This window comes from Zooshikella harenae (assembly GCF_018837975.1).
Classification (GTDB): domain Bacteria; phylum Pseudomonadota; class Gammaproteobacteria; order Pseudomonadales; family Zooshikellaceae; genus Zooshikella; species Zooshikella harenae.
Genome location: NZ_JAGSOY010000009.1, coordinates 1 through 17,544, shown reverse-complemented (window position 1 = coordinate 17,544; position 17,544 = coordinate 1). Strand labels below are relative to the sequence as shown.

Annotated in this window: 10 protein-coding genes; 6 read left to right on the top strand and 4 right to left on the bottom strand. The window is 38.9% G+C overall.

What is annotated here, in order from left to right:
- Positions 1-24: 24 nt before the first annotated feature.
- Positions 25-2,391, bottom strand: coding sequence for a phosphoketolase family protein (locus tag KCG35_RS06065; protein ID WP_215818784.1), 2,367 nt, complete (start codon positions 2,389-2,391; stop codon positions 25-27).
- A gap of 641 nt (positions 2,392-3,032) precedes the next feature.
- Here KCG35_RS06065 and KCG35_RS06060 point away from each other — a divergent pair.
- The 3 genes from KCG35_RS06060 to KCG35_RS06050 all read left to right on the top strand — a co-directional run bounded on the left by KCG35_RS06060 (position 3,033) and on the right by KCG35_RS06050 (position 10,146).
- Positions 3,033-4,631, top strand: coding sequence for a hypothetical protein (locus KCG35_RS06060; RefSeq protein ID WP_215818783.1), 1,599 nt, complete (start codon positions 3,033-3,035; stop codon positions 4,629-4,631).
- 71 nt (positions 4,632-4,702) lie between these two features.
- Positions 4,703-9,229, top strand: a complete 4,527-nt coding sequence (locus KCG35_RS06055; RefSeq protein ID WP_215818782.1) for an OmpA family protein — start codon at positions 4,703-4,705, stop codon at positions 9,227-9,229.
- A 113-nt stretch (positions 9,230-9,342) separates the two neighbouring features.
- A complete protein-coding gene (locus KCG35_RS06050; protein ID WP_215818781.1) occupies positions 9,343-10,146 on the top strand; it encodes a hypothetical protein in 804 nt (267 codons plus the stop codon).
- Positions 10,147-10,271: 125 nt separating this feature from the next.
- Here the strand turns inward: KCG35_RS06050 and KCG35_RS06045 are convergent, their stop codons facing one another.
- Positions 10,272-11,120: a YMGG-like glycine zipper-containing protein gene (locus KCG35_RS06045; RefSeq protein WP_215818780.1), complete on the bottom strand. Its 849-nt coding sequence runs from the start codon at positions 11,118-11,120 to the stop codon at positions 10,272-10,274.
- 771 nt (positions 11,121-11,891) lie between these two features.
- Between KCG35_RS06045 and KCG35_RS06040 the strand changes: the two genes are divergently transcribed.
- On the top strand, positions 11,892-12,473 hold the full coding sequence (locus KCG35_RS06040) for a hypothetical protein (RefSeq protein WP_215818779.1): 582 nt from the start codon (positions 11,892-11,894) through the stop codon (positions 12,471-12,473).
- Between the two features lie 180 nt (positions 12,474-12,653).
- On the opposite strand, the gene KCG35_RS06035 is transcribed toward KCG35_RS06040, so the two are convergent.
- Together KCG35_RS06035 and KCG35_RS06030 are read right to left on the bottom strand one after the other, a co-directional pair.
- Positions 12,654-13,871 (bottom strand): aminotransferase class I/II-fold pyridoxal phosphate-dependent enzyme, encoded by a 1,218-nt coding sequence (locus KCG35_RS06035; RefSeq protein WP_215818778.1) that lies wholly within the window; start codon positions 13,869-13,871, stop codon positions 12,654-12,656.
- Between the two features lie 525 nt (positions 13,872-14,396).
- Positions 14,397-15,149: a hypothetical protein gene (locus KCG35_RS06030; protein ID WP_215818777.1), complete on the bottom strand. Its 753-nt coding sequence runs from the start codon at positions 15,147-15,149 to the stop codon at positions 14,397-14,399.
- 294 nt (positions 15,150-15,443) lie between these two features.
- On the opposite strand from KCG35_RS06030, the gene KCG35_RS06025 reads away from it, so the two are divergent.
- On the top strand, positions 15,444-15,965 hold the full coding sequence (locus KCG35_RS06025) for an invasion associated locus B family protein (protein ID WP_215818776.1): 522 nt from the start codon (positions 15,444-15,446) through the stop codon (positions 15,963-15,965).
- A 560-nt stretch (positions 15,966-16,525) separates the two neighbouring features.
- Entirely contained in the window at positions 16,526-16,771 is a 246-nt protein-coding gene (locus KCG35_RS06020) for a GlsB/YeaQ/YmgE family stress response membrane protein (protein ID WP_215818775.1), read from the top strand.
- Positions 16,772-17,544 lie beyond the last annotated feature (773 nt).

Here is a 17,544-nt window from a genome sequence, read left to right as displayed (position 1 = left end):
TATTCCACTAAAGTAGAAAAACAATTAACGCTGCCACTGCCAGTTATCAATCTCTTCTGGGTCAATGCCATGCTTCAGAATATATTCCTTATGCTCAACCAGTCGTTTTAGCATTTCTGTGGTCACGGTCGCGTGCTCATCTTCACTAATAACACCTTGCTGGAAAGCTTTATAAGCTAAGTCGATGACCATATGATACCGGGATGTTCCATTTCTCACCCCCATATCAAATGGTGTAGTTGTTGAACCATTCTCTTCATAGCCTTTAATTCTGAAGCGTTTTGCACCAGCATAGTTAAAGACCAACTTCTTAATGGTGTTTGGATAACCATGGAAGTTAAATACAACACCTTTATCTTTGGTGAAAAACTCATCGAGTAAATGCGCTTTTTCTGCATATTTCACCGAGCCCAAACCACCTGAAGTCAACTCTGTAACACTAACAAAGCGTACTTTTACCTGTGGCAACCGTGCTCTAATTAACATCAATGCAGCCAAACACTCTTGAGTTACATAGTCACCACAACCTGCAAGTACTACATCAGGATCTGCATCTGATGCAAAATCCCAGGTCATAATACCTTCTTGAGCTTGCTGACGAGCTTCTTCCAGAGATAACCAGACAGGCAATTCTTTTTTACCTGCAACAATAATATTTAGCTTATCGCGATCAACAAAAGCCTGTTCTGTGTAAACCAACGTGGAATTAGCATCTGCAGGCAGATAAGCAGAAACAATCTTTGGATGTTTCTCCAACATAGACGCTAGCAATGAAGGGTTTTGATGCGAGTAACCGTTATGATCCTGCCTTTCCAATAGAGAGGATAATACGACATTGCAAGAGGGTACTGGTTTACGGAAGTGTACGTCTTGTGAGGCATGAATAAATTTGCAGTACTGATCTGCCATAGAAGCAATCACTTGTGCAAAAGACTCATAAGTAGGGAACATACCAAAGCGCCCTGTTACGGTATAACCATGCAACATACCAAATAACAGGTTTTCAGAAAGCAGTTCGATAATCCGGCCTTCACGGGCAATATCTTTGTCCCAAGACTTAATTGGCCACTGCCAACTGCGATTGGTTACCTCAAATACAGCTTGAAGTTGGTTAGAGTAAGTCTCATCTGGACTAAACACACGTAAGTTAGACTGAGCTTCGTTCAAGCGAATAGCTTCGCGTAACCACTCCCCCATTTTTAACATTGAGTAACCACGCTCACCACGAGGTACATCATGCCCATAAGCCAACGTTGCTAAATCAGGCAATGCTAAGTTTTCAAGCACTTCACCGCCATAAGACAGTTTCTGTTTACCCATCGCAAGCTCAGGTGAAGGAATTAATCCTAGAATGTCCTCATCAAACTCAATACGCTGATCATCACAAATACGATACAACTCATGGAAGCTATAGCTGGCAAGCCATTCACCCAATAACTGTAAGTGTTCTGGGTTTTCAGCACATTGATTAACGATGACTTGGTGAGAGTCACAATTACCTTCAAGTTTTTTACCATCAGCTTCTTTGGTACCTGTCCAGCCTTTTGCTGTCTTCATTGCTATTAAGGGCCAACGAGGACACTCAACGTCTTCACCATCACGGGCACGCTGCTGAATATCAGTAATGAGGGCATAAGCTTCATCCATCGCTTTTGCCATTTGCACATATATATCTTCTTCTCGCTCATCATCCACAACAATGACATGGTAGCCTAGTCCAGTAAATTCCTGAGTAATTTCTTCATTGGACATACGACCTAAACGTGTTGGCCCAGAGATTTTATAGCCGTTAATATGAAGCACTGGGAGTACAACACCACTCTCTTTGGGGGAAACCAGACGGTTTGCATACCAGGATGCAGCAAGAGGTCCTGTTTCTGACTCGCCATCACCGACCAGACATACCGCAATGAGGTTGGGGTTATCAAGCACTGCACCCCAAGCAACTGCAAGCGCATAACCCAATTCACCACCTTCAAGGATTTGTCCTGGTGCTTCAGGGTTAGCGTGAGAAGGATAACCATAGGCTTGAGAGAACTTACGGCAAATATCCCTCATTCCGTCTTCGCTATATGGGATGACATCAGGATAGTAATGAGATAATGAACCTTCAATGAATAAATTAGCTTGTACCGCAGGAAAGCCATGACCAGGGCCAATCAAGCACATAAAGTCACGTTGGTGCTTTACGATAAGTCGGTTAACGTTCGCATATAAAAAGTTAATGCCTGGGCATGTTCCCCAGTGACCTAATAACCGCGGTTTGATATCAGCATGTTGTAAGGGACGTTTTAAGAGCAGGTTATCTTTCAGGTAAATCTGTGATACAGAAAGATAGTTCGCAGCACGCACAAACTTCTTGAGCGCTTTTACTTCATGTTGCAAAGACATAACTAACCTCAGGCTATAACTACTACTTAAAGACTGACGGACTTTCAAAAAGACAGACAATGCAGTGCTATACCACACGTTACTGTGTGTGGATAAATAACCATATCCAAACCTTGCTCTGCTGCTTTTCAGAGCCACTTGAATACAACATTGACTGCCGCTAGGGTAAAACTCATATGCCTAAACACAGTTTTACCCTGCAAGAAAAAGAAATTTACGGACTGATTTAAAAAAAGGGCGGAGTATTACACGTTGATAAAATAAGTGAATGATCCAAGTCAGTGTTTTAGAGAAGCCATTCTAAATCATGGTAAGCTCAAGGATGCTTATGAGAGAATAACCTAACATCTTAACTCGCGAGAAAAGCCAAATGGTTAAATGAAATAAAGCCATTACACCATCGCAATATAGGCTATAACATGAAGCCTATTTCCCGAAAAGACTATTAAAAAAAATTCACAAAAAAAACCATTTGTTTACAGGATCAATACAAAACTAACGTTAAAAAACAAATAATCAATTATTTTTTTCTATTCCGAGTAACCCATCAGGTATGTATAAAGCAGTCTGCTATAATTTAAAAACAAATATACCCTGCATTATGTGTATATATTAAACGTCATATAGCCTGTTTTTATCACATGAAATCTGAGTTCGAATTCGAAAATACACCTTATGAAATAGTTGTTAAAGGTATCCCCCTCACTCCTGGTTTTCAACCACGGTATTTTTCTAACGAAAAAGACATTAGCTTATTTGTTGAGCACTTATTTGCTCAGTACCCTAAAATTACAGAGCATTTACAGCATTTTCCACCATTAAAACATTGCCTGAATCATGAGCAATTAGCTAAAAGCCTCACACAATTATTAATTCGAGGAGATCTTTGCGTAGCCCGTAAAAGTGCACTTTCGGTAGTTGCAACCTTTCGCACTGACGAAGCACCCGATCCTTCATTGCTTACGGGTGGAAGTGAGTTCATCGCAGCTTCTGATCTAGGTGAGGCAAACCAGAATCGTTATAAACTCGTTATTGAAGTAGCAGGAATAAAACATTCAAATGTTCAGCGTATTCACTTATTTGCTAATCGACAACATGACTTGCCTTCAAGTGAGCTACCGCCAACAGAAAGTACACTAGACAGTGACAAATACCGCAGTTTAATTATTTTTAACCATATACCCAATCACCCACGCCGTTTTGGCTTAAAAATACCCATGTATAAGGAACCACCCTTATACTTGCCTCTGGCGGATAATGTACTACCCGTTCAAAGCAATACAGAACAGGATGAGTGGGATAATATCGTTATTCCCATTAAACCTTTAGGATTAATGAGTGCGGTTCAATGTCGATCACATTCAGATCTACTACCTGAAGGCTGGTTATATGTTTTTTGGCAAGGCAAATTATGGCGTGAATTACAAAGTGTTAAAGGAGGAATGCTGAAAGATGTTCGAGTTCACTTTTACCGGCAACAGTACTTTGCAAAATTTATAAAAACCGTAAATCCTGATCAACGTGAAGCAAAAGGTCGATGGCTGGACACGCTCTGGATACCTTATCGTATCAAGGGGGAATGCCAAACGAACGACTCTAATATTGTTCTCATCTTCAGTCACCGTCAGTGGTCATGGGAAAAAATTCTTACTTATGAAAATAATCCCAACAAACTCTCAACAGAAGGTACCTCTCTGGCCGAACTCCATCACTATTCACAGGTGGCGCATTTTGATGCCATGAGCGGAGCCATAGGCCCGATTACACAAGCATTGCTAAATCAGGAAAAAACGCCCTTAGAAATTAAACAAGGACTCAACGAGAAGTTAATTCCCCGCTTTGGCAAACATCGTCTCATTTTAGATAAATTTCGGGATAATAAAATTCCTGTTGTTTATCTCAATGTTGTTGAACAACGACTAGTACTTCACTTACAAACCACTGGGCTTACGAATACTTACTTTTCAGATCGTTACCTACTACGAAGCAAAGACCCTCAGTGGCAACATACCACCACACCAGCGTTCACCCGTTGCCCTAAAGTACACCACCATCCAGAATGGATTGAATTGATTTTTGATGACTTACCCATGAAAGGCTTATTTGATTTAATTTTAATACCAGAAGACGCCCAACAAGTGCCGGCTTATATTTTCAGGAATAAACGTTTACAAGACTTACTTGTGCTGAATTTACAGCAGACAACCTCTTTATTGGCCGATACCCATAACGATGGGTAACACAACATCAAAAAACACATATACCCACAGCAAAAGGGTATAGCTACCTCAACTCAGAGCACACGTTTACTATGGAAGCCATCAACCAACTGGGCACTTGTCATGCGTTAAAAGTGCAATACCTATGTTCTGCAGAGTCTTTAAATGATAATTTAATTGAAGGTTCAATCCAGCCCCTTGCCAATACACTCATACTCACAGAAGAGCATCATGGGATTACAGATGAACCTTATTTGGCATTGTGGACGACCAACGAGCAGGGACAACTATTTCACCTTAATATAGATGGCTCTATCGGCCACCCCATTTATCACTTGTCTTCTCAAGAACCCGCTCAATTAGTATTTATTCCCCCCCCCCTTTATGGACAGTGGTTTTCGCTATTTAATACCTCTCTGCCCTTAGCGTTAATAAAGCAGCTACCTAAAAATTGGCTAAATACTGGACTCACCATTAACTTACACCACCAGAAGCTAAACCACCCAGAAACCAGTAAAGAACCATCAAGTGCAGATCACTTAAACTGGAAAAAGCAACTCGTCACCTCAGAAATTGATGCACTTATTATTAATCGAAACAAACTTCTTATTTTATCTTTTGCTCCAAATTCATTTACAACAAAAGATAATGTGTACGTAGAAGTGCGCCACCAAGGGAGTGAAGATAATCCTCCCTTTCTACAAGATATCCCTATCTATGTCACCCCAACTGGCTTTGCTACAATTATTATTGAAGATAAACAGTCATTTATATTCAATAATGCCCTACTGAACTTTACCATTTACAGTAAAGCTAAAAAGCTAACTTTGTATTCATTTACTGCACAAGCTTCATTTTTATTCACCACACCTACAGCTGATATTTGTCTACTTAATGCCACCCCACCTTCACTGTTCAACCAATTAGTACAACATTTTCCTTACTGGCCACAACAAATCGCAGCTTTAGAAAAGCACACTCATCATCAGCGTATTTATCATTTTCAATCAGCAACGATTAATGGCTCTATACCTTGTAAAACCGTAACCCAACTAATCCCTAATATTGCTGACTTATTAAAAAACATCAAAAACAAAAATATTAACTTACAACATACCATTCATTATTTTGAAGCAGAATCATTACTATCAAATTTATTTAATAGTGATTCTTCAACTACTCTAGACTCTTCACAATTTAAGGCCACTAAAAATATATTTCCCACTTCACCACAGCAACTATTCTCTGAAAAAAAATTACACACCTTAGTAAAACTGCCTCCCCAGATTAAACTCAATGAAATTTCAGCACAGCACATGAAAGTGTTGATTAATAACGCAACACCAGGCATTCCTCAACGCTATCTACACAACTACACTGACAGCGAAAACAAACAACGGCAGTTGCATGGTTTCGGTATACCGACCAAAATGAATGGTCTAACCGATCTTCTTGATTTTACGCTCAACTACTACACTGAACTTAACAGCCGAACACATCAGCAAGCTATACAACAATTTATTACGCTTGCCAGGAAATACCAGCAATATGGTATTAGTACTTCCACAAATGGTGTAATGTGCAGCTTACGTTTTACTTTTTACTATCAGCAACCTCAGTCTACTTCACTCCCTATAACCCAACTACAATCCGTTGCACGGTTATGGCAACAATACCCTAATGCCGAGATTACCATTCACGGTTTTACTGACACGATTGGCTCTTGTGAAAAAAATGGATTACTTGCTTCACAGAGAGCCCAGGTTGCAGCTTCAATATTAATTAAACATGGGGTTCCCAAGGATACTATTCAATTAATTGCAGGAGGCGACTTAAACCCTATATCTGGTGATGCAGGTGAAGAAATGACTGCTAGCCGTCGTCTGGATATTTTTATTTCTCTACCCATTCCACTTTATGCACTTACACTTAATGAAGAAATACTCGCACAATTACAACACACCTTGACCGAAGAGCTTTTACAACGCCTCAGTTTTTCTGCCACAGCGGCAGAGTTTTTAAATATTTTATCTCAACTGCGCAAAGGTGCTACCAGTGTTACAACAACTCAACACTCAACAAACCATGCATGGTTTTCCTGCGAACCTGATGCGAAAACACAAGAAGGGAAAAAACGTTTACCGTTATACCACCATATAGACCGTATTTTACAAACACAATTTGAAACATCGCTAAATCAACAAAGCAATTACTTTGCCTTATGGGAACGTAGCCACGTTAACCGTACATTGTTACAAGTAACTCCATGGTGCGCTCAAGATAACCTTCCCCCTCAAGTCTCAGTGATATGGCTCGAAAACCAACTTCGGCTACGATATGAGGTATTTTGCAGTCTACAGCAATTACTTATTTTTGCAGCCTGGCAAGCCAAACAAGAAAATTGCGCCCAAGAAGAAAGCATTATAAAGCTTAAACTAACGGAATTTATTCAACAGTTTTTGAATAAAACGTGGTATTGGCCAACACATTCCCCTATTGATTACAGTCTTGCTCAATACTGGTTAGACGACATAATGCTTGTAATAAATCACAATAGCCAGACTAGTAACAACCAAACGCCAAAAGCCCAAATAAGCTACCAAGCAACACCACGCACTCAATTTTCACTACCACCCGGTGAATATTGGTTAGCCTCAAACGTAAAGCTTTTAAACCCTTCCAACGTCACAACCTTTTCTGCAGCGGAATTAGCAGGACAAATTCCACCTTTACCCACTATTGAGCATCTGCCTTTTGATCGAAAAATATTTAAATATACCGCCGTCTATGCGCGTGAAGCAGGCAGCGCTAAAGATAAACCATGGCAGCCACTGGGTGAGTTTTTAACACAACAACAACGAGAAACCCTATCGCCTTTTGATCAGCTTAGGGTGCTCATTGTTATTAAAGATCAAGACACGCTATCCCAGGAAAACCCTCAATGGCTTGAACAACCAATTACCCACCCATTACCTATTAAGCTGCAAGCAATTGCCACACACCCTACGCACTCACAACTAAGTTCACCTTTATATGAGATGACTTATCAGCTAAATGCAACCAACCTATTACCTGAAGAGCAACGTTTTCAAGGTGATTTTGGGGCTGTTTTTTTTCCACGTTACGCAGTCAATAATGAAATTATTTTAGGGCAAACACCTTTACCCTTCATGTCATCGCATTCTACCAATCCACAAATCCCGTCAGCAGATAACCAGCACCTGTCGGCCTCAAAACAGAATGAAAAACAGATACTTGAGCAGTTTCAAGGCTATTCCTGGTTAACAGGGTTAACCATTGAAATACCTATTGCTACACAACAAACACGACGACTTATTCGGGTTTATGGTGAAGATGAGTTACTTGCCCAACATACAACACCCGTCTTAGGAGCCAGTGGCTTATGGCCAATGTCAATTGAATCATCACGCTTAACACCTTGCTGTGATGCAACAGGCACCATTATTAAACAGGAATATCAAGAGCCTGTGCTATTATCCCTCATAAAAAATAATCGTTGCCCTGCTATATTACCAGCTGACAGTCCTATATCAGGAATAGCTCGTGCATCCACACTCTTTAGGGTGAATCAACAAGGTCGTTTTACTGCATCGCCATTTTATGCTGCAAAATTTAAGGACAGTCCGTTATTTGCTGACCATGACGTTGATACTAATGAAGAGTTACTCCATGACTTTGAATGGACACAAGCTGTAGAACTAGCAGGCTTAGTCGCATGTAGTGAATTAAATATTCCCCACAATCCTATATCTGACTGGCGCCAATTACCTTTTAACCTTGCTATCACAGAAAAAGTCGTACAACCTCAAACAACTGGTGCCATATGGCCTGTAAATGGAAGCCTTTACTACTTAGGAACGATTCAAATCAATAATGACCAACCTCAGTTTGCGCCTTCTGTAAGCGAAGTGTTTGCTGAACGACTTAATTTAACCCCCTTGCTAAGTACATTAGCAAGTTATGACAATGTAGCCGTAAAACAGTTACACGAAGTATTGGGTGAACAGCTCTGGAAAGCCGCTCAACAACACCCTATTCATATTTTTGGCGGTATAACGTCACTTCAGTATTTTAACCCTGCTGGAAAGCGTGTCTTTGGTATACGACCTTTAGCATCAGCCGCTTCAGCTGGAGACTATGTTCAGCAACGTATGACGCATGCTGAAAAAATTAATATTCATAGTGATCACCCCACTGACTTTTATTATCAGATTGGAGAACTCTGTTTTCCTCAAGATAAGGTAAGTAGTTACTCTGCTCGCTGTATATCCTTGCGTTTACCTGCCCCCAGCAGCTATTTTTCACCACAAATGCCTTGGACACAGTTTCCCAATTCCGCTGAAGTTAACATGGCCCGTCAGCATTTACTGCATAATATTCAACGTTGTAATCAACGACAGTTGCAACTTGATGCTCAAGATCTACCGATTATACCCAATGCCCCCTATCCCATCACAAACCTAATGCGCTGGCTATACTACTGTGAACTCGATAAAAAATTAAATACCCACTATACGCGCTTGCTATTAAAACATTGGTTTGCTACTGATCTGAATCAATTGGACTTATCACAGGTGGCAGGAGCGGCTACATCGTAAGATATAATAGTCATCTACCTGTTGAATAATTATTTTTAAGACATCATTGTATCTATAGATCAGGGTATATTTTCATTTTAAGCCTTTGTACAGTTTTTTATAGGAGTAAATATATGTCCCCCAGTCATCAAGTTGTTATTGCTGATACGTTACACGTTGATTTAAAAACCAACCAATCACGTTATCTTCAAGGCGAAATGATTACTGGTTCGCTTACCTTCACTCACGATGAACATTATCCGGCTGATGACTTAGCAATACCCAGTAATTTTGAGCTTAACCTTGGCAACATTGAAGCTTGTTTAAAAGAACATATAATTGAGCAGTCTAAAGCTTCCTCTTCCCCTCAACTGAGCCAAACAGCTAAAAAAACACTGCTTTGTAATTCACTAAAATTAAATTCAGGAGAAAATCAGTCACTTGAATTACAGTTTGAGCTGCCTCATAACTGCCGAATTACAGATCAACAGCATCAATGGTCCATAACATGTTCATTTACACTAGAGCAGCAAATACACACCATTGAACAGCCCATACAGATTGCCCCTGCAGAACCACTACTCACAATAGCGAATGCCTGCATTTCAGAAGGTGACTTTACTGAATTTAACTACCACTGGAATCAACAGCAAGGCTATATCAGTGTACAGTTCACGCCTTCTCCAGAGCTCTATAAAGAAATTGACCATATGAAACTACGGCTTTCATTAGCTGAATCAGGTGAGGTTAATGGATCACTATGGGTTAATTTGCAAGAAAAACGCTGGCAGGACTATTTCAATGCCCTGTTTGATAAGGATATCAAACGCTGTGAAATATCCTTCGACACAAACGAACTCAACAGTGCTCAACAGGTTTATGCCAAAGTTAAAGAAAAACTCACTCACCTATTAAATCAAGTAAAGTCACAAAGTTAAGTGCCTTTCTTTAATATGCACTTCCTCAATACCTATCTTTACCCATGCGCATAATGGTATGCATATAAAAAAACGGACATGAATATGTCCGTTTTATAACTTTCGAAAATCACTGTCAGGCTTTGCTAAATTATTTCCCATGCACCATCAGCGCCTTTACAAGTATCAAAGCTTTCGTTTCCAGATTTTCCTTTATTATTAATTTTCATGTCCAAACTACGACACTCTGTATTCACCGCCATCGAGTCTTCAACAACATCCACGTCTTTAAGCTCAATATCATCAATATTAATGCTTTTTGGCTGCTGATTTGAGTTTTCATTGGTTTTTGCAGTTTTAAGTACAGTTTGCTTTTCCTGAACAGCTACAGGCTTTAATAGTGATCCATGAACATAACCAATGGTAACGCCCTTCTTGGCAATCATAACCCAGTTGCTGGGTGTTTTACCGACAGCAGTCACTTGTTCGCCTGCAGCCAAACTCGTTACCCGATAACCTTGTTTTTCTGGGGCATTACGCACATTTGAACGCTGTTTGGCCTGAAAAGTTTTACCAATAAGCGTTAGATTCATCACTTTTACAACACGCTTATCACGATAATAATTAACATTCCGTGTTTCTTTGCGTGAATTCCGTGTGGAAATAGTCGCTTCAGCGCCTGTACGCTGACTACGCCACTGAACATCTTCACCGTCTTTTGCTGTATTTAATACCGAAATAGACTTTTGTTCGAGTGCAATGCGGTCTTGCTCATCCAAGTAAGCGCCCAATTGATTGCCTATATAACCTCCCAATACTGCACCTGCAGCAATGGCAACTTTTTTGCCTCGCCCCTTACCCAATGCAGACCCTACAACAGCACCTAAAACTGCACCAACAGCGGTACCGATCTCTTGTTTATTACCCTGAGTTGAGCAACCACTGGATACAACCATGGCTACGCAGAGAAAACTGCTGATCAAGACTTTTTTCATTGCCACTTCTGTCCTAGAAATACGATGATAGGCATATTTCCACTAGGCGGATTTTTATGCCAAGTAAAACTTTTGTATAACACCCTTCTTCTGGGTGACTTATATCCTTCGTTATGGATATAGCTAAAGAAAAAGGATTTTACTGACAAATGAACAAAAACAATTCATAAGGACTGTTAATGATTGTTCCTTTTGTTAAGAATGTGAAATACATTAAACAGTATTAATGACGTACCCCAAAAAAACAAATTAAAGCCTAAATGAAAGCTTTCAAATAAGACTTAAAAAATTCATCCATTACACAAGATGTAATTTCCACTTAGGTTAACGAACCCAAAAAGTACAATCGTTCATTTAGCATTGTATTTTTTGCTATAAGTCTCACTATTTTTTCTACTATTCAACAAACGGATCCAAATATTTAATGTAAGATAGTTAAAAGAGTTTATTTGAAGCACATTCTTGTAATTAAGGGTTTTTGATTATTTCTCTTAGTGAGACTTGTTTAATGTGCATAACCTGACGAAGTTAACGCTATTCTTAGAGCTATATCCTTCACTGAAGGTATATGTAAATTAAAATGACAATTGCTTTACAGTTAAAAGGTGATCGTAAGTCCATTTTGTAAGTGATACAGCACTTTATGTACATTCTTTTAACAGGTCAGTAAAAACCTTAAATATGACACATAAAGTGGATATAAAATGTATATGAAAAGTACACAGCAATTGGAACTGCAACTCACTTTATATGAGTAGTGTGTATAACCTTATGTATTTATATTTTTCCTTGTTACTTGCAGTATTACTTCTACTAGTTCCAGTTTTTATCTGGCATGCACTTCATAAAGAAAAGCTGAACCCTGTCAACAAACAGAACGTAGAGAACTATCCATTTGAAGTGCTTCAATCCGTATTGAATCAGCATGATCCAAAGTGGTCTTCATCCCACCTTGAAAAACGGGCTGAAGAATGTTTGATGGCGCTATGCCGTTTTCAGTCTCCCTTAAGCTTACATAGCTTTATCAGTCAACGCTTGCTTAGCAAGATCAAACAGTCACAAAAACCTGCATTTATACACCACCTCATAAGAGCAGGAGAATTCACGATCAAGCGAATTGAAGTGATTCAGCTGAATGAGTTTACTGAGCCCAGCCGTGATTACTTTGCTTGTAAGATTCTCACGAGTCATAATCACAAACTACTATGTTCTTATCGTTGGTGTGACAAAGAGTGGATGATGGATGGTTTGGCACCATTCGACCCTCGATTAATTGGTACCTCACAGAGCCAAACTTATAACTTAGCGTGTTACTACACATTTGAGCACGATGCCAAGTTATCTAAGTCCTAAACCCTGTTAAGCCAAACTAACCATTTTCATCAAGAGCAATGACCTCATCAAGAACGTAACTTACGCTGTTGCACTACTGCGATAGGTGTCCCGCAGTGTTCCTCCAGTCTTAACTGAACCAAACACTACAGAACATATTAGGAATACAGGTTATCGATATAACCTAGATAAATGGAAAATCTAGAAACACTGCTCAGCAAATGCTTTTACATGCTGTTCTGCTAATGTTCGATCTGTGGGGATACCAGTAACATTTTGTCGGCAACGGTTATTGGCAAATACAGGATAGATGTGCTGATCGTATATATGCACTGCAGCACTATCTTTTGCCTGAGGATTTCTGAACAATCCAGCATAGTCAGCAGAGTACAAATACTCTATAGCTGTACCCTTAACCAACTCCTGCCATACGCTTTCCGCTTCAGCAACCCGGGCCAAAGCCTGTTCATGTTCTGCTTGTAAACGCGCACCATCATTAATCATAGCTTTGGCAAACGCACGAATGATTGGGTGCTCAAAAGAAGAACCCCGAGCACGAATAATCGTATTTAAGGTTAATAACGCACTTTTTTGTTCCTGTTCATCAGGACAGAAGAGCAATACAAGTCCACAGGGTCTGAGTGAGAATGTAATAAACGCTTTAGTCGGACTAATTGCCAGGCAGAAAGGTACGTTTTGTTCCACAAAAGGCTTTATTTGTAGATCATAACTTTGTGCCATCACCGACTGATAACCTTTATCCGCTAAGTCTCGGGCAAATTCAAATCCAGAATATGCGCGATCCAACACCACAAACTGCCCTTTATCTGCTGCAGCTTTCGCCCGTTGACGTACAACATCAACAGAACGCACCATGCCTGTCGTATTCATTGGACCCGCTTGATAAATAGGCAATGTGTTTTGCTGATCGATAATACCATCTTGTGCAAACTCAGCAAATTGTACACGAGCAACCTTGGCAATCGCTTTATAGGCTGGCCAGCCTAACTCTTCAACACCCAATGTATTCAGTGCAGGATTTTGCATTAAACCTAGCTCAACAGCGGTTTTGACAGCCCCCGTACCCGCATCTGACACTAAACCCAGCTTAAACTTTGACCAGTGTTCCTCTGGAACTTGCTGCCAGTTTAAAACGGCTTCTTTTAAGCTTTCGAGCTGCGCATTAGAGTTCTTATAATCCCCAACGGTGCTTTCCTGAACTTCTTTAGTTGCATACTCAAGTAATGTGGATGATGAAGCCATGGCTTTTCCTTCACCATCCAACACAATACCTATACCATAGTTATGGCCTTGCTGATCACGTTCACAAAGAATCTTTGCAATCTGATTAGCATCGCGACCCTCTTCTTGTAAACGTTGAGCACATTCAAATACCGATTGTCCAAATTCCTGAGCCATGGTGTGTGTTCTCCAAACCAACACAAAAAACAAAGAAGCGTATTCATGATTTCAAGACGACTACCTGGAACATGCGCTTTTAAAACGAGCGTCATATCACTGCCGTCTAACGACAAGTTATACTAATCAGACGTAACAACTTACGTAATGACTTAAGTCCACATTATTACGCAGCGTCTCCCCCGTCTTAGAAAAGTATATCGTCTATAATGCTTATCCTGCCGCAATTTGCCAATACGTACAATTAAAAAATACACAGACACTTAACGTGAACGGCTATCGCTATTATTCACCTATTTCTCACACTTAAAGCTGTTCATTTGTTGATAATTACCTAGATGTGAGCATACACTGACTTTATTGTCTCCTACCACTTGCCATGTAAGAACGCTTTCATTCGATCACCCAGCAATCAAACCTTCAGTACAGAAAACTAAAAAACGAAAAAAAATGGTTGGAGGAAAACCTGCAACCACTTTTCTATAAAAAGCCAAGGATATAAAATACATATCTATTTAATTTTTATTATTTAAAGCGTCCTGACCCTACGCCCCATACCCATATCAAAGAGCTAAATAGTGCCCCTATAAGTCCAAGGCTATACATTGTACGCCAGCTTGTTTTCATTGAGTTAAGTACCTTAAAGTCCTTAATATAGATAGTTTCACAAGCTCCATTGCCAGTATCATCTCGAGTGATACTTGTCCCACGTTTACCCAAATGATTACTGTACTCTGATAGCCAACCTTTTAAATAAATCTGATCCCCCACTTTTACATCAGCAATTTGATCCCGAATTAATTCATCGACAGCAACTACGTGATTATTAGATAACTGATTATCTTTAAATAAACCTGCTTGCAGTGAGTCTTTAGTTAAATAATTACAAGTAAATTCACCATTCCAAAAATCAAACTTATTCAAGTCAACCTGTTTGGCATTAACTCCCCAAACTACACATAAATCAGCCACATTAATATGGTCTTCAGCACGTTTATGCAGCCCAAACTTTCCATCATGGTGATTTAAAGAAACAACTAAACCATTTAATTCATACTCATATAAAGGACTTACCTCATACACCACACCACTGCGCATAAGTTTAAATGACTCTTTATTTACTTTTTTCTGCAACGGTTCTTTTGTCACCTGAGGATCAATAATCCTCTCATTAGGTGCAGGAAAATCATCCCTAAACCAAAAACCTACCGCAGCCATAATTACACTTACGTAAAATGTCCATTTTACTAATTTATATAATGTCGTTTTTTGTTTCACAGGCAACTCCCCATCAACAGTTCGTTAATATGCCCTGCGAATTACCGGTATTCTGCAGCATCATAGAACGTGACATATTATGTCAAAAGAGTACTTACCTGTTCAAGATTCAACCGACGAACTGCAATCAATATACTTGGCGCTTGAAGGCAAAAGGATATAAAGTTAGCAACCACTAACTTATTATGGAATAATCGCACCAATTAACCACTTAAATGTTTTTGTAGACATCATTCAGGCAGGTTAATACCCTTATACATACGATAAGTTCTAACAGATAAAAATGGAACAAATATGCTAAAAAGATATTTTATTGCCATTCTATTACTAATAACGTCTTATCACGTTGGAGCATTTACAGGTGAAACTCGACGCTACTTTAAAGACTGGCTAGTAAACTGTTTAAATGATGCTAACAATACCTGTCGTTCAGTGACTCATGTTAGAAATAAAGCATTATTCCCTTATGGCGATGGCACTATATTTCAATTTATTGTACAGCAACAACCAGCTACAAATAGCACCAAAACAGAAATTATCTTTTATCATGTCTTAGATAACGCTTATCCTGCAGATAACGCGACATTCATCATCGATGATACCCAGTCTTTTCAATTTAAATTACTTCCAAGTGAAAGCCTAAACGAGCGCAAGCTCTCTCAAGCTGATACAGAGTCAATATTAAATGCTTTAAAAAAAGGACATACATTGACAATACAATATACCAGCCAATCCAAAGCACCAGTTGAAATTAAAGTTTCACTAAGAGGAATTACTGCAGCGTTACTTTTTGCAGAAGAACATATCAATAAATAGTTTTTAGTATTTTAACATGCTGTGTATGTTTTGACTGCTGTTAATTAAGCATTCCACAAAAGTATCCCAATTACTACTGAGTACATCATAATAAAAGGTTCTCATTATTTATAACTGAAAGAAAACATAAAAAACTAGCATGAGCTTAATCAAGAATGTGAAAAACTGCATGACCAGCCGCAAGGAAGCGGTAGTTCAGTCTCCAAAGAGGGATTCGCCGTAAATTATTAAACTAAATGGTACGACTGGTATATTATGTAATCACCTATGCAACACTTAGAGATTCAAATTAGAATTAAAGTACTGCCAAACAACCAAAACCAAAGTGCTATTAATTGAAAGATTTAATATCTTATCTTGGCTAAAAACTTTGATCACATGGATGTCACTTACTTTCAATATGACAGTTGACCATAGATTTACTTGCACTTTGTGACAATAAATACGTAAAATTCGTGATTTACATTATATATTTAACTAAAAATAAATGTATCCCTAATAATTTTTTGTATAGTAAAGACTCCTTACAACTAACTATGAATTTATCTGGGAGATTAACTATGGGAATAGTTACTTGGATCATCTTAGGCTTATTAGCAGGTATTTTAGCTAAGTGGATAATGCCAGGTCGTGACGGTGGTGGTTTTATTATTACCACTCTTTTAGGAATTGCTGGTGCTTTTGTTGGTGGTTACGTAGGTAGCTTATTTGGCTTTGGCAGTGTTAATGCTTTTACTATAGAAAGCATATTAATTGCTACTGGAGGTGCATTTATTATTTTACTCTTGTACCGATTCATTAAATAACACTAAACAGATAAAAAGCCTGTCATTTCTAAAAAAATGACAGTTTTATTCATTTTTTAGTCTCATTTTCAATTACATTTCCCCTGGTTATCACTGACGATATCAAGAAGTAATCATCGCCAATACACCATAAAAATTTTTCGCCAACACTCTAACTTCATGGGACATAGTTTGGCTAGGGCCTGTTAACACTAATGTTGTTACAATAGGCTCATGGAGATTACAACAGAACAATTTAAAATGATTGAATACTTGCTGCCTGTTCAGAAAATAAAATAAAAGGACACCCATTATTTATATAGCCAACTAAAAGTTCATCTAATAACTGTTACTCAACTCTTTTCCAAGCAACTCAGAAATAACTTACATAAGTCTGACCAAAGATGTGAAAAGCATTATCAATCTGCGGTAAGGTGCAGCGGGAATAGATTCATAGTAACCGCCAAAGCAACCACACCCTGCCATCCATCAAAGATCTTTTGTATTGTTCCTATTTTTAAATAGGAGTCGTACATGAAAAAGCGCACAAAAAAGTAAAAGGACATCCACTATTTATATAACTAATTAAAAGTCAACCCAATAACTGTTATTTAACTCTTTTCCATGCAACTCAGGAATAACTCAAATGATCTTAATCAAGGATGTGAGAAGCAGCTTTCGGAATAAACTGTCTGCAGGGATGGATTCACGGCGTGTTTGTAGAGCGACTCAGCGGCTGATGCCAAAGCGTCATTTTGACTCATGACATTCTGCTACATCTTATGTATATACGC

Excerpts from the sequence above, each read along its gene's own strand:
- KCG35_RS06035 (WP_215818778.1), bottom strand. The coding sequence starts at position 13,871 with ATGGCTCAGGAATTTGGACAATCGGTATTTGAATGTGCTCAACGTTTA.
- KCG35_RS06060 (WP_215818783.1), top strand. The coding sequence starts at position 3,033 with ATGAAATCTGAGTTCGAATTCGAAAATACACCTTATGAAATAGTTGTT.
- KCG35_RS06050 (WP_215818781.1), top strand. The coding sequence starts at position 9,343 with ATGTCCCCCAGTCATCAAGTTGTTATTGCTGATACGTTACACGTTGAT.
- KCG35_RS06055 (WP_215818782.1), top strand. The coding sequence starts at position 4,703 with ATGGAAGCCATCAACCAACTGGGCACTTGTCATGCGTTAAAAGTGCAA.
- KCG35_RS06045 (WP_215818780.1), bottom strand. The coding sequence starts at position 11,120 with ATGAAAAAAGTCTTGATCAGCAGTTTTCTCTGCGTAGCCATGGTTGTA.
- KCG35_RS06040 (WP_215818779.1), top strand. The coding sequence starts at position 11,892 with ATGTATTTATATTTTTCCTTGTTACTTGCAGTATTACTTCTACTAGTT.
- KCG35_RS06020 (WP_215818775.1), top strand. The coding sequence starts at position 16,526 with ATGGGAATAGTTACTTGGATCATCTTAGGCTTATTAGCAGGTATTTTA.
- KCG35_RS06025 (WP_215818776.1), top strand. The coding sequence starts at position 15,444 with ATGCTAAAAAGATATTTTATTGCCATTCTATTACTAATAACGTCTTAT.
- KCG35_RS06065 (WP_215818784.1), bottom strand. The coding sequence starts at position 2,391 with ATGTCTTTGCAACATGAAGTAAAAGCGCTCAAGAAGTTTGTGCGTGCT.